Annotated in this window: 13 protein-coding genes; 3 read left to right on the forward strand and 10 right to left on the reverse strand. The window is 37.7% G+C overall.

Annotation, left to right across the window (positions count from 1 at the left end; translation table 11 throughout):
• Positions 1 to 5 precede the first annotated feature (5 nt).
• Genes P1K33_RS06115 through P1K33_RS06125 form a run of 3 tightly spaced genes read right to left on the reverse strand, consistent with a single transcriptional unit; the run spans position 6 to position 3,127 of the window.
• Positions 6 to 770, reverse strand: a complete 765-nt coding sequence (locus tag P1K33_RS06115) for a TIGR02757 family protein (protein WP_284652026.1) — start codon at positions 768 to 770, stop codon at positions 6 to 8.
• Positions 763 to 2,463, reverse strand: coding sequence for an LIC_10190 family membrane protein (locus P1K33_RS06120; protein ID WP_284652027.1), 1,701 nt, complete (start codon positions 2,461 to 2,463; stop codon positions 763 to 765). The genes P1K33_RS06115 and P1K33_RS06120 overlap by 8 nt, the downstream gene beginning before the upstream one ends.
• Before the next feature lie 4 nt (positions 2,464 to 2,467).
• On the reverse strand, positions 2,468 to 3,127 hold the full coding sequence (locus P1K33_RS06125) for an ABC transporter ATP-binding protein (RefSeq protein ID WP_284652028.1): 660 nt from the start codon (positions 3,125 to 3,127) through the stop codon (positions 2,468 to 2,470).
• A gap of 151 nt (positions 3,128 to 3,278) precedes the next feature.
• Between P1K33_RS06125 and folE the strand changes: the two genes are divergently transcribed.
• Positions 3,279 to 3,950, forward strand: a complete 672-nt coding sequence (folE, locus tag P1K33_RS06130; protein ID WP_284652029.1) for a GTP cyclohydrolase I FolE — start codon at positions 3,279 to 3,281, stop codon at positions 3,948 to 3,950.
• Between the two features lie 50 nt (positions 3,951 to 4,000).
• On the opposite strand, the gene P1K33_RS06135 is transcribed toward folE, so the two are convergent.
• From P1K33_RS06135 to P1K33_RS06155, 5 genes are all read right to left on the reverse strand, one after another.
• On the reverse strand, positions 4,001 to 4,321 hold the full coding sequence (locus P1K33_RS06135; protein WP_284652030.1) for a DUF6787 family protein: 321 nt from the start codon (positions 4,319 to 4,321) through the stop codon (positions 4,001 to 4,003).
• A gap of 27 nt (positions 4,322 to 4,348) precedes the next feature.
• A complete protein-coding gene (locus tag P1K33_RS06140) occupies positions 4,349 to 4,780 on the reverse strand; it encodes a DUF6146 family protein (protein ID WP_284652031.1) in 432 nt (143 codons plus the stop codon).
• 119 nt (positions 4,781 to 4,899) lie between these two features.
• Positions 4,900 to 5,862: a D-2-hydroxyacid dehydrogenase gene (locus P1K33_RS06145; protein ID WP_284652032.1), complete on the reverse strand. Its 963-nt coding sequence runs from the start codon at positions 5,860 to 5,862 to the stop codon at positions 4,900 to 4,902.
• Between the two features lie 91 nt (positions 5,863 to 5,953).
• Positions 5,954 to 7,048, reverse strand: a complete 1,095-nt coding sequence (serC, locus tag P1K33_RS06150) for a 3-phosphoserine/phosphohydroxythreonine transaminase (RefSeq protein ID WP_284652033.1) — start codon at positions 7,046 to 7,048, stop codon at positions 5,954 to 5,956.
• 132 nt (positions 7,049 to 7,180) lie between these two features.
• Entirely contained in the window at positions 7,181 to 8,239 is a 1,059-nt protein-coding gene (locus tag P1K33_RS06155) for an acyl-CoA reductase (RefSeq protein WP_284652034.1), read from the reverse strand.
• A 62-nt stretch (positions 8,240 to 8,301) separates the two neighbouring features.
• Here P1K33_RS06155 and P1K33_RS06160 point away from each other — a divergent pair, with 62 nt between their 5' ends.
• A complete protein-coding gene (locus P1K33_RS06160; protein ID WP_284652035.1) occupies positions 8,302 to 8,652 on the forward strand; it encodes a 4Fe-4S dicluster domain-containing protein in 351 nt (116 codons plus the stop codon).
• 102 nt (positions 8,653 to 8,754) lie between these two features.
• Here P1K33_RS06160 and P1K33_RS06165 read toward each other — a convergent pair whose 3' ends face one another.
• Positions 8,755 to 9,294, reverse strand: coding sequence for a hypothetical protein (locus tag P1K33_RS06165; RefSeq protein WP_284652036.1), 540 nt, complete (start codon positions 9,292 to 9,294; stop codon positions 8,755 to 8,757).
• Positions 9,295 to 9,447: 153 nt separating this feature from the next.
• On the reverse strand, positions 9,448 to 11,940 hold the full coding sequence (locus P1K33_RS06170; protein WP_284652037.1) for a TonB-dependent receptor plug domain-containing protein: 2,493 nt from the start codon (positions 11,938 to 11,940) through the stop codon (positions 9,448 to 9,450).
• A gap of 155 nt (positions 11,941 to 12,095) precedes the next feature.
• On the opposite strand from P1K33_RS06170, the gene P1K33_RS06175 reads away from it, so the two are divergent.
• Positions 12,096 to 13,262, forward strand: coding sequence for a hypothetical protein (locus tag P1K33_RS06175; RefSeq protein ID WP_284652038.1), 1,167 nt, complete (start codon positions 12,096 to 12,098; stop codon positions 13,260 to 13,262).
• The last annotated feature ends 2 nt before the right edge of the window (positions 13,263 to 13,264 follow it).

A 13,264-nucleotide genomic window follows, 5' to 3' on the forward strand; every position in this document is an offset into this window, starting at 1 on the left:
CTCAGCTAAAATCCTTCGAATATTCCTAATCCGAAAAGCGCAAAATCATATTTGGTTGGGTCATTACTGTCAAATTTACGAAGATTTTCGTCAAGTTCAACCAAAGCTTTTGCATCATTTTGTTTTCTAAAGAGTATTTGCAGCTTTCTGGCCACATTACCGGAGTGAACATCTAATGGGCAGGAAAGTTTTGCCGCATCAATATTTTTCCAAAGGCCAAAATCAACGCCATTGTTGTCCTGGCGCACCATCCAACGCAAGTACATATTGATTCGCTTAGCCGCTGATCCAATATTCGGATCGGAAAGATGTTTGGTTGTCCGTGGCAAATGAGGCACTTCAAAAAAGTGCTTTTTTAACGCCGAAATTGCCGGCTGCATCGAAGCTTCTTGCTGGTTTTGGGTAAAAAAAGTTTCCAGTCCGCCATATTGCAAATAAAGATTTTGCAGGGCAATGATGAAGGTCTTGAAATCGGTGCCATTAAAAGTGCGATGCACAAATGAATCAAGTGAATCCAAATGGTAATCTTTATGATTCATGACAAAATCATAAGGTGAATTGCCCATTAATTCCATCATCTGTTGGGCATTTTTGATGATCATTTTGCGGTTTCCCCAAGCAATTGTTGCCACTAAAAAGCCTGAAATTTCAATGTCTTCTTTTAGGGAAAATTGATGTGGAATCTGTATCGGATCACTTTCGATAAAGTTGGGATGATTGTATAAGGCAACCTTTTCATCCAGGAATTCCTTGAGCTCGGACTTAGTCATCGCTTTTTACTTTTTTGGCATAAAATCCTTCGCCTAATGTCTTGCCTCGCAGTTGTGGAATGACATGAAAATAAGTCTCAAAATAATGTACCTGTTCATCGTTAACACAAGGTAAGGTTCCATTCCCGGTTATCCAAAAAAGTGAAGTATTAGCAGGCGTGTTGTAGTCCAGGTTTCCTTTGGTGACTTTAATAAAGCCTAAATTTTCTTTGGTGTTAGGCTTTGGTGTGACAGCATTTTCCAATCGGAATGTGTTGTTGCTCGTCAGTAATTTATTTTGTGTTAAGGCACTGAATGACATAGGCACAAAAACAAGAAGAGCAACTGTCAATAAACTCAAACTAATAAAAGCGATAATCAATTTCTTTTTAGTGAATACTACAGCCAGGAATATCAACCCGAAAAACAGAGTAAAATAGACATAAAAGCGATATTGCGGTGAACTGAAAGCGAGTAAAATCAATAAGGCAATAAACACAAAATAAATATCGCGAAGCCTTTGTCTTGGATAGTATTTTGAAATGATAAAAGGCGAAACCAGAACCAGGAATACTGTAGTGAATGCAATAATGCTGTCTATACCGTTGTGCAAAAAATATTGTTTGAAGAAATAGAATAGCGAAGCATCCTGAAATGAGCCAAAGCCCATATAAAACGAATGCATCATTTCCTGACCAAAGAAATAACTCATGATTTCCTTTGGTACCATATAATTAGCATTCGGGTAAGGTAAAGCAGTTAATGGATAAAGCGGATAACCGGTCAGGATTATATTTTTGACGGCAAATAAAATCAAAACTAATCCGGATAAAAGCCTTATTGAAATGAATTGCCTTTTGAGTAAGGCAGAATATTTTATCAGAAACAGCAAAGGTAAAATCAAGAGGACAACGGATGTGATTTTGATATAAACAGTAAAGAGAACGAATGTCGTAATGATGCTGAATTTTTCAAGGTCGAAATCCCGTTGCAGTTCCAGATACATTGAAAACACGATAAATCCGATAAGGTAAACCGGTAAATCGGGCGATGGTGCGCTGACAAACTGGAACAGGAAAACATATGTTAATGGCAGCAAACCAAAAACCAGATCCAATCGATTTTTATAGGCAAAATAGGAGTGAAGCTTTTGAAATGCCCAAAAGTTTACCATCACGAGCAAAAAACCGTTCAGGTCATTAAACCTGTCGTAGAGAAACGACAATGAATAAACGCTTTGTGTGATATGCCAGCCACTGGTTTGGCCTAAAAACAAATGCAAATTGGCCAATCCGGGAACAAATCCATATTCGTTGAGCCATTTGATGGTTTGGATGTAATAGGTTTCGTTGTCTACAATAAAAGGTAAGGTGGCGCTTTGGGCCAAAATCAAAATGTTGATAATGCAGAAGAGTATTTTTATCGTTGCAGAAAATGAAGCGATTTGTGCTCGGACATTTTTGACAATGGTAAAAAAATCAGTTTTAAAATAGTATACCAAAGGAGCTGAAACCAGCAGAAGAAAAACATGAAACCAAAGGTTTATTGGACCAAAAATAGCCCAACAACTCGCCAATAATGTAATGCTGAAAAGACCAAGAATACTGGTAATGGTTGTGTTCAGTGTTTGAATTTGGAAAAGTTTTGAAAAGCCTATTCCAACCGCAATTGAAGTAAAGAAAACATACAGCCAGCTAAGTAGAATAAGCACCATAATGTCACACGATTAAGCCATCTTTCATGACTAATTTTCGATCGGCCATGTTGGCTAATTCTTCGTTATGGGTAACAATGACAAAGGTTTGCCCGAATTCTGTTCTCAGTTTGAAAAACAATTGGTGCAGATTTTCCGCTGAAGCCGTATCCAAATTTCCGGAAGGTTCGTCGGCAAAAATCACAGCAGGTTTATTGATCAAGGCTCTTGCCACAGCCACGCGTTGTTGCTCACCGCCCGAAAGTTCATTGGGTTTGTGGTGGATTCTTTCGGCCAAACCTAAATATTCCAACAATTTTTTGGCTTCCGTTTCCACTTCTTTTTTCTCTTTCCCAGCAATATAAGCCGGAATGCAAACATTCTCCAAAGCCGTAAATTCAGGTAATAATTGATGAAACTGAAAGATAAAACCCAAATGAAGGTTCCTGAATTTAGACAAAGATTTATCGTTCATTTTCAAAATGTTTTCATTGTTGATGGTCAATGAAGTTTCCTTTGATTTTGCCGAATTGTCTAAGGTTCCCAGTATTTGGAGCAAAGTCGTTTTTCCGGCACCGGATGCCCCAACAATGGAAACAATTTCGCCTTTCTGGATGTGCAAATCAACACCTTTTAGAACGTGTAGGCTATCGTAATATTTGTGAATGTTTTTGGCAATAATCATCAATCGAATTTTTCACAAAGTAACAAAGTATTTTCTTTTGTGAAGACATATCAATTTTTTTTATGATGGAATAAATTTTAAAGTTATAATAATCAAATTATTTTGTTTAATTATATTGTATATTTGTTAAACAAAATTATAATTAATTCTTATGAACACACCCATTGAAAAAGAATTATTTGAACTGATCGGTGACAATCATCAAATGACTTCTGCAGAAACACCCTTGCGTCCCGACGCATTTATCAAAACTGACAAGCAAAAGATGGACACCATTGAAAAACATTTTCATGCCATTATGGACGAAATGGGTTTGGATATGACCGATGACAGCTTAAAAGGTACGCCACATCGCGTAGCCAAAATGTTTATTCAGGAAATATTTTCGGGATTAAATCCTGCCAATAAACCCAAAATTTCGGTTTTTGATAATTCATATCACTATGATAAAATGTTGGTGGAGGCGGATATTAGTTTCAATTCTACTTGCGAACATCACTTTCTACCGATTATAGGTAAGGCTCACATTGGCTATGTATCGAGCGGAAAAGTGATTGGTTTATCCAAATTAAATAGAATAGTAGACTATTATTCGCGCCGCCCACAAGTGCAGGAACGATTGATTATGCAGATTTTCAACGAATTAAAATCGGTTTTAGAAACAGAAGATGTTATTGTAGTTATGGAAGCCAAGCACTTATGTGTTTCCAGTCGCGGCATAAATGATGAAAGTAGTTACACTTCTACCATTCAGTATGGCGGAATATTTAAGGAGAAAGATAACAGAAATGATTTCTTCAGCCTTATCAAAAAAGAAAAGTAGAATTTTTTAGTTAAAGTTGAGTATTTTGGTGAAAAGTCCTGAGTAGTAATTTACTTGGGATTTTTCTTTTTGGGGATCAAAAAACCCAAGCCTATGCCTCGGAGCATTTTCTTTTCGAAAGCCCAAAAGAAAGTAAACTGCCCGAAAATAAATCCGAAACTCACTAATAAAACCTGATAAATAGGGAAGATAAGAATGATGTATAAAGGATAATAAACCCAATGGGAAACACTTCCTTTTATGATGCCAAATAAGGCTAAAACCGGTTTGGAAAGATAAGCCGCAGTAGAACCTGTAACGGCAAACACCACCAATATGACAAAGACCTGCCAATTTGATTTGATGTTCCAACGTTCTTTAAAACCTGCCATATTCAAAATTTCTACAAATATAACAGATTATGGGTATGGAACAAGTCCGCCGAGTTTTTGATTATTGGTAATTTGAAAGTAAACGAGATAATTATAAATCAGATAATTGACTTCATAACCATAATGAATATTGTTATTGTAATTAATCTGCATTTCATATAGATTGTTGTAGCGTTGTGGCTGCATTGCCCTGCTGTTCCACTCGGCTACCCAATATCGGTTTTTGTTTTCAAGATATTCTTCCGAATAAAAACCTCTTGGTCTGGCTCTGCCAGCAATCCACGAACTAAAGCCGGGATCAATTATGATTACTTCGTATTCGAGTTCTTCATTGGCAATCCTAACCGTATCTGAAACCTTCGAATTATCAGGCGTACGGGCTTTTGTAGCAATGTTTTTATCAAAATGACAAGCCACAAGCCCGAAAAGAAACAGAATCGCAAAAAGTATTTTTCTCATAGCTCCATTATTTAATATAAAATTACTGAAATCCCCACAATATTAATGCCATCAATATGTTAAAGTAAAAAAAAGCCACACGGAAACGTGTGGCTTCTTATATAATTATAGAGTAGAATCTAAACCTTCTCTGCCTTTAGCAAACTGATGATTTGTTCGGCCAATTCGGTTCCGATTCGGTCTTGTGCTTCCAGAGTCGCTGCACCGATATGTGGTGTCAAAGAGATTTTAGGATGCATCAGGATTTGGATTTCGGGTGTTGGCTCGTTTTCAAAAACGTCTAAACCGGCAAACAATACTTTTTCGGCATCCAAAGCTTCCACCAAAGCCACTTCATCAATCACACCGCCACGGGCGCAATTGACAATGCCCACATTGTCTTTCATCAATTCAAATTCGGCTTTGCCAATCACATAACCTTCCTGCGCCGGAACGTGAAGCGTAATAAAATCGGAATGTTTAATCACATCTTCCAAAGGCTCAGTTTCAAATTCAACATTAATAAACTGACCGTTATAGAAATCGACTTTTACTTCGGCTTTATCCACAAATTTATCGGCGGCAATCACTTTCATGCCAAGACCTAAAGCCATTTTGGCAACCGCCTGGCCAATTCTTCCGAAACCAATGATTCCCAAAGTTTTACCACGCAATTCCAGTCCGTTGGCGTAGGCTTTTTTCAAACCGTCAAAATTGGTATCACCTTCCAAAGGCATATTTCTGTTGGCATCATGTAAAAAACGAATCCCGGTAAACAAATGCGCAAACACCAATTCGGCCACACTTTCCGAAGAAGATGCCGGTGTATTGATCACGTGGATTCCTTTGCTGCGGGCATAATCCACGTCTATATTGTCCATGCCAACACCACCGCGACCGATGATTTTCAATCCCGGACAAGCATCAATAATGTCTTTGCGAACCTTAGTCGCACTGCGCACCAAAACCACCGAAACGTTATTGGCATTGACATAATTGGCTACTTGCTCTTGTGCTACTTTGGTTGTTATTACTTCAAAACCACCCTTTTCTAAAGCTTTAATGCCGCTTTTTGAAATTCCGTCGTTGGCTAATACTTTCATTCTTATCGTCTAATGTATGTTGTAAATTTTATATTTTTTCAGGAGCTTAATCCGGCTTTCCGCGCTACATGGTAGCTTGCTTCAATCCGGGCTAAACAGTAACTTCGTTTTGTTTATTGACAACCGCTTCGAAGGCTTTCATCACATCAACCAAAACCTGAACACTTTCCAACGGCAGTGCATTGTACATAGACGCACGATAACCGCCAACAGAACGATGTCCCGGTAAACCGGAGATTCCGGCTTCCTTCCACATTTTGTCAAAAGTTTCCTGATGTTCCGGATTGACCAATAGGAAAGTCGCGTTCATAATGCTTCGGTCTTCCGGATTCGCAGTTCCGATAAACAATGGGTTTCTGTCAATTTCTGAATATAGCAAATGGGCTTTGGCTTCGTTCACTTTCTCAATTGCCGCAATGCCACCTTGGTTTTTCAACCATTGCAAAGTCAGTAAACAAGTATACACTGCAAAAACGCTAGGCGTATTGTACATGCTTTCGGCTTTGATATGTTTTTCATAATCCAAAATACTCGGAATTGTCCTGCCTGATTTGCCAAGGATTTCTTCTTTAACCACAACCAATGTAGCTCCGGCTGCGCCCATATTTTTCTGCGCTCCGGCATAGATTAAGTCAAATTGCGAGAAATCCAAAGTGCGTGAAAAGATATCCGAACTCATATCACAAACCACTGGAATATCGGTTTTTGGAAAGGTTTTCATCTGCGTTCCGAAAATCGTATTGTTACTCGTGCAGTGAAAATAACTTGCCTCTGCAGGAATTGTATAATCTGTTGGTATATGATTGTAGTTTTGATCTTTAGAAGATGCAACGACAACCGTTTCGCCAAATAATTTGGCTTCTTTGATTGCATTATTCGCCCAGGTTCCGGTGTCTAAATACGCCGCTTTACCATCAACTTTCATTAAGTTTTGTGGTACTCTTAAGAATTCAAGACTCGCGCCACCTTGCAAAAACAAAACCTGATAACCTTTGCCTTCCAAACCTAACAGTTCCAAAACCAAAGCTCTGGCTTCGTCCATTACGGCAACGAAATCCTTACTTCTGTGTGATATTTCCAATATGGATAAACCGGAGTTGTTGAAATTCAAAACTGCCTGTGCAGATTTCTCAAATACTTCCTGTGGTAGGATACAAGGTCCGGCGCTGTAATTGTGTTTTTTCATGAGAGGTATTCCAAAAATTAAAAGGCAAATTTCGTAAACGCATATCTAAAAAGCGATTACAATTCCGCAATAATAAGCCTATGTTATTAACGAAAACGATTTAGTTTATAACATTTGTTGTGAATTTTTCAATCAAATTCCCAACAGATAGGCTAAAGTGTCCACATTATCAGCATAATCCCAAAGCTCGGGTTGCTGTGTTTTACCAAACGGAATACTGTTTTCAACCACATTCTTAGAAACGATACATTGAATTTGCTCAGCATCGTTTTCTAATTGCTTTTTAATAGCGTCTAAATTCTCATAGTATTCATAAAATACCGAAGAAATAGGCGAGGCGTAGCTGGTATCTTCTTTCAGCGTCAGGAATTCATTATCGAGTAATTTGAAATTACTCATCAGGAAAACGGCTTTGTTATAATCGTAGTTGTTAGAATATTTCTCGTAGAAAATCACGTCTTTGTATTCATAAATCGCCTGAAAGAACGGTTGAAAATCGTAACCTTTTGGTACAAATAATTTGGATACATTTCGGCAACCCAAACCAAAATAGCGGAAAATATCTTCACCTAAATTCACCAAATCTTCCTTTGATTCATTTCCGGTTAGAAGTGCTACTGAATTTCTGTTTTTACGGATGATGCTCGGTTTGTCTTTAAAGTAAAATTCGAAATATCGAGCCGTATTATTACTTCCGGTGGCGATTACCGCATCAAAGTTTTCCAGTTTACCATCTGTAAACGTGATATGGTTTTCAATTTCCGGATTGACCGCGATTAAATATTTGGCCAAAAACTTGATCAGATGTTGGTCATTTGACGAAGTCTTTACCAAAACCTTATGTCCTGAAATCAATACCGAAAGAAAATCGTGAAAACCAACCAATGGGATATTTCCGGCGAGAATTAAACCAACAGTTTTAGGATGTACATTCGAGAAATCGTATTTGGATAACCACTGATTCAAATTATCTTCCGTCAAGGCTTTTGCCCAGGATTGCACTGCGTGATAAACCTGTTCGGGCGTAAACCAACCGTTGTGTGATTGCGACAATTCAATCAAATCGACAAAGCTATTATAGTGTAAATCGTTGTGGAGAACCGAATCATTTTTACTGTTTTGCTCCAAAGAGAACTGGCTTAAAAACTTTCCTAATTCAATAAAACATTTTTTTTTCTCGATTTGTAACATCAGTAGCTTGTTTATGAATGGTTTTGATTGTAATTTTGCGCAAAATTAATTAAAAATTAGCTATGGCAATCATAATAACTGACGAATGTATCAACTGTGGTGCTTGCGAGCCGGAATGCCCAAATACGGCTATTTATGAAGGTGCTGATGATTGGCGTTATAAAGACGGAACCAAATTAAGAGGAAAAGTCATTTTACCTGATGGAACCGAAGTCGATTCAGAAGCTGCTCAAACGCCATTATCAGATGATATCTATTATATAGTACCGGGAAAATGTACCGAGTGTAAAGGTTTCCACGAAGAACCACAATGCGCGGCTGTTTGTCCTGTAGATTGTTGCGTTCCCGATGACAATCATGTCGAAAGCGAAGAAACGCTACTCAACAGACAATCGTTTTTGCACAACGAATAATAACTAAACCTCAAGTCACTTGAGGTTTTTTTATGCGATAATTTGGTAAAAAATAAGCCCAAGTAGAACTACTTGGGCTTCCCTAACAAAACATGAAATATATTAAGGCTTCACAACAATATATTTTTCAAGAACCACTGTGTCTGTCTTTTCGTCGTATGTCTCAACGACTAGGTTTCCTTCGGTGTCGAAATAACCAACAGAGAGTTTGTCCTTGTTTTTAAAAATATAATTGTTATTGGAAGTTCTTCTTAAAACTGCACGGTCTGCACTATCCGGGAAAGCCATTACATAACCGCCTTTATCGATGGCTACCTGGTATTTTTGTCCGTTTAAAGTATAATAGGCAGAGCGGTCAACATCTACATATTGGGTGACACCATCAACAGCTACCTGGGTTTTTTTGGTCACATCAACCTGTTGGTCATCTTTCATTGGAATGTTCAAAGTATTAGGCTTTGCTTCTTCCAATTTGATTTTTTGTACCTCTTTGATTTCCTCAGTTTTTACGATTTTTTTCTCACCTTTATTGTCCTTGATGGTTTTAGTAGTGGTTTTTACTTCGGATTTTACGTTTGTATTTTGAGCCTGACTATTGAATGACAATAGCAATGCGAACATGCTTAAGATTAGAACTTTCATAATGATTAATTTTAATGATTAATACATTACAAATCTATTCCCAAACACGACGTTATATGTTACATCATTTTTTCTATTTGTTATAGGATATTCATAAAATGAAAAAATCCTGAGTTTTCACTCAGGATTTTTATATGGATTTTTTTTTTGGGTTTAGAATTTGAAATTCATTCTGGCGTAGTAATAAGCACCACCGAATCCCATTTGAACTGCGTCCCAATAACCACCGGCTTCAACCCAGTCGTCTTGTTGATCAGGATAAATATTGAATAGGTTGTTGCTTCCAACACTCAATTTAGTGTTTTTGGAAAGATTGAATCCTAAAGTCAAATCGGTAACAATTTTGGCACCATAAGTATCGGTTGCAGCTTTGATTTGATTGGCAAACGAACCATAATCTGCTACATCTTCATACATTTGGTAATCCAACAATTTCACTTCACTGAATCTAGTGAAAGCCAATCCTGCATCAAACCATTTGCGTGAATAATTCAGATTTAAACTGAATTTGTTATCCGGAGCTGAAGCCAAAAGGAATGCTTTTTCTCTTTCTCCAAAAAATGTTTGCTCATCCAATGCACCGTTGTTTACTTTGTCCACTTTCATATCATTGATGTTACCAACCAAAGTGGCGCCAAATGAATTATCGCCAAATTTCTTTTTCCAAGAAAGTACAACGTCTAATCCTGTGGTTTTGGTATCAACACCGTTTACGAAGAATTGAGCCTGATCAACACCAACATTTAACGCAGTAGCATCAAAATAACCAGTCAATACAATTCTGTCTGTTACATTTACCATATAACCGTCGATGGTTGCAGTGAAATCGCCAAAGCTTGCAGTAAAACCTAACGAACCATTGATGGCTTTTTCTTCGTTTAATTTACCGATGCCAAACGCCTGAGTCACCGGGCTGTTATTTGGTGACAATAAAATTTCCGAAGCACCACTTGAGGAGAAGTTAGTAAAACGAAGATTATAATATATCTGTGCCAATGACGGTGCTCTGAATCCTGAACTGATGGAACCTCTGATGTTGAAGTTATTGGTGGCTCTTAGTCTTGCTGCGAATTTTCCGTTTAAGGTACTACCGAAATCACTATAGTTTTCAAAGCGCAAGGCAGAACTTACCATAAAACTGTCGTTTATATCCAATTCACCATCAGCATATAAAGAAACATTCGAGCGGCTTCTGTCTACTACATTGTCTGGGCTGTAACCTGGGAAACCTTGAGAACCTCCAGGTCTTGGCTCTCCGGTATTAGGATCGGTTGGGATGGTTTGATTTACCGGGTCAGTAACCGGTTGGCCGTTTACATCATAAGTGGCATACGAACCTTCTTCTCCTGCGAAAATGGTAAACTGTTCGGTTCTGTATTCTGCACCAAAAGCCAAATTAAAACCGTTTAATACGCCATCATAATTTTTGGACAAATCCAAATTGATCGTGTTTTGGCTTAAAGTATGTCCACCGGCATCAAATTCTGTTGGCGATGCTTCTTCCAAAGAAGCATTCAAGGTTCCTTTAATATAGTAGTGGAATAAGTTCTTACCATAAGTATTACTGATGTCTAAATTCCAGCCAGCAGCAGTTTGAGTCCTGAATCCTGCTGAAATAGAATTGTCAATAATTAAAGAAGTAATTCTCGGTGTAAATCCGTTTGGATAAATATCCGTTACAATTCTTGGTGAAGGATTGTTTCTGGTGAAGGCATAAGCATCAGTATCTCTGTAATTTCTGCCTCCAAAAGCATAGAATTTTGTTTTGTCCGAAACCGGTATGGCTGCATTCACAAAGAAGTTAAAGCCTTCTATGGAAGCTTCTCCAAAACCTCTTCTGAAATCAAATCCGGGACGAAGTGTTTTTTCCTTATTAAGGTATTCTGCAGTAAAGTTGGCAAAACCACCTTTGTCGCCAATTTTGGTTCCGTAGTTGGTTGATATTTTAATAGAGTTACCATCAAAACTTTTGCCATCAGCGATTTTGTTTCCGTCAGCATTGGTGTCAAGGAAATTGTCGCCCGTGTTTGGTGTTCCGGCCGGGAAATCGCCGTCAGCTTTGGTGCTGTACATTCCATAACTAATGCTTCCTGTCAATTCATCGACATTGTCATTGAGGACAATGTTGATAACACCGGCAATCGCATCCGAACCATATTGCGCTGCTGCACCGTCACGAAGAATCTCAATTCGCTTAATGGAACTCGCCGGAATTGCATTCAAATCGGTACCGGTATTTCCACGGCCACGGGTTCCGAATAAATTGATCAATGACGATTGGTGTCTTCTTTTTCCGTTGATTAAAACCAAAGTCTGGTCCGGGCCCATACCTCTCAGTGTTGCCGGGTCAACGTGGTCAGCACCATCAGAACCCGATTGTTTGTTGGCATTGAATGAAGGTGCGGCATATTGCAGTAGTTCATTGATTTCAATCTTACCACTTTGTGTAGTAACACTTTTTACATCAATGATGTCAATCGGAACCGCTGAGTTCACAACAGTTCTTTTGGAATTTCTAGAACCTACGATTTTTACTTCCTGTAGTTCGTTGGTTTTGACGCTGTCTTTTTGGGTTGCATTCGGATTGTCCTGTGCGGCAATGTACCCGAATTGTAATGAAAACAATAAAAGAGTAATTTTTTTCATAAAAAGATTGGTTAGGTGTTAATTAATTGCAATATAATAATTTTTAAATATCATTTTAACAATAGAACTAAAAGCATTTCAACAATTTAACTAACATTTTGTTATTTTTTAATTTGGAACAAAATTTTACTAAATTTGTTCAAACCTAATCTTTGATGAAACAACTTTACCTACTGTTTTTATTGGTTTTAAGTGTCTCGGTTCATGCGCAACCTATCGAGAAATCATTGGTTTTGAAAGATGCCGATACTAATCTTCCGATTGAAGATGTAACTGTTTTTATTTTAAAGACAAAGCAATCTTTATTGAGTAATAGCGAGGGCAAAGTGACATTTGTACTAAACGGCTCGTCCAATATCCAGGTTACCCATTCTTCCTATATAAAAGTTACCGTACGTTCTTCGGCATTGGTAAAGACTGATAACACTATTTATCTGAAAAGCAATGTCAATGATTTGGATGAAATTATTGTGACCAAACAACATCCGCAGAAAATATTAAAAAACCTGGTTGATAACTCCACCAAAAAGCTCACGGTTCCGGCGCGGTTAAAAGTCTATTCGAGAGAGTTTTTTAAGATGGATGGTAATTATACCTATTATAATGATGGTTTGATGAATTTCCAGTTATTTGGAAAAGACAAAAACTTCAAGAGTAATATTTTGGTTGAACAGAACAGGTCTTTTGGTTTGGTACTTGACCAGATTGGTTCGGATGTTTTAGGGTACAATCTCAATGACATCATGCAGAATTATTACAATTTCAAATACCTGAATGCCATTTTAGATTCCGGCGCCAAAAAGAAATATGACTTTCTGATTAAAGGTTATTCCGCCAACAATGATTACAATGTAATGATCGTAACTCCGCTGGACAACAACAAAGATTTGCGCGATGATTTCAGGATTATTTATGATTGGAAAAAGAAAATAATCATTGAGGTAAACACAACCGTTTCCCCAACGACCATTGCCAATATTAAGGAAAGAAAATCGGTTGGTTCCAAAAACATTTACAAGTCTGTGTTCAAAAGCATTTACCGATTGGATAATGAAAATTATTATTTAGTCAGTTCCAAAGAAGAGATTGGTTTTGAGCGGGTTGACAAAGATAAAACCCGAGATATTGAAGTCCGGAATTATTTCGTTACCACCAATTTCAGCAACAAAAATTACACTTATAAAGAAAGCGAAGTATTCAAGGACAAAACGCTTTACAATAAAAAGAATACCATACTTTCCAGCTATTGGGATATCTCCGGATTGAGCACAACAGAAGAAGAGCAAGCCATCATCAGTCAACTTCAGGACAGGGCAAACTAAGT

It is taken from the genome of Flavobacterium terrisoli, from assembly GCF_030167905.1.
In the GTDB taxonomy this organism is placed as follows: Bacteria; Bacteroidota; Bacteroidia; order Flavobacteriales; family Flavobacteriaceae; genus Flavobacterium; species Flavobacterium terrisoli.

Excerpts from the sequence above, each read along its gene's own strand:
- P1K33_RS06115 (WP_284652026.1), bottom strand. The coding sequence starts at position 770 with ATGACTAAGTCCGAGCTCAAGGAATTCCTGGATGAAAAGGTTGCCTTA.
- P1K33_RS06120 (WP_284652027.1), bottom strand. The coding sequence starts at position 2,463 with ATGGTGCTTATTCTACTTAGCTGGCTGTATGTTTTCTTTACTTCAATT.
- P1K33_RS06125 (WP_284652028.1), bottom strand. The coding sequence starts at position 3,127 with ATGATTATTGCCAAAAACATTCACAAATATTACGATAGCCTACACGTT.
- folE (WP_284652029.1), top strand. The coding sequence starts at position 3,279 with ATGAACACACCCATTGAAAAAGAATTATTTGAACTGATCGGTGACAAT.
- P1K33_RS06135 (WP_284652030.1), bottom strand. The coding sequence starts at position 4,321 with ATGGCAGGTTTTAAAGAACGTTGGAACATCAAATCAAATTGGCAGGTC.
- P1K33_RS06140 (WP_284652031.1), bottom strand. The coding sequence starts at position 4,780 with ATGAGAAAAATACTTTTTGCGATTCTGTTTCTTTTCGGGCTTGTGGCT.
- P1K33_RS06145 (WP_284652032.1), bottom strand. The coding sequence starts at position 5,862 with ATGAAAGTATTAGCCAACGACGGAATTTCAAAAAGCGGCATTAAAGCT.
- serC (WP_284652033.1), bottom strand. The coding sequence starts at position 7,048 with ATGAAAAAACACAATTACAGCGCCGGACCTTGTATCCTACCACAGGAA.
- P1K33_RS06155 (WP_284652034.1), bottom strand. The coding sequence starts at position 8,239 with ATGTTACAAATCGAGAAAAAAAAATGTTTTATTGAATTAGGAAAGTTT.
- P1K33_RS06160 (WP_284652035.1), top strand. The coding sequence starts at position 8,302 with ATGGCAATCATAATAACTGACGAATGTATCAACTGTGGTGCTTGCGAG.
- P1K33_RS06165 (WP_284652036.1), bottom strand. The coding sequence starts at position 9,294 with ATGAAAGTTCTAATCTTAAGCATGTTCGCATTGCTATTGTCATTCAAT.
- P1K33_RS06170 (WP_284652037.1), bottom strand. The coding sequence starts at position 11,940 with ATGAAAAAAATTACTCTTTTATTGTTTTCATTACAATTCGGGTACATT.
- P1K33_RS06175 (WP_284652038.1), top strand. The coding sequence starts at position 12,096 with ATGAAACAACTTTACCTACTGTTTTTATTGGTTTTAAGTGTCTCGGTT.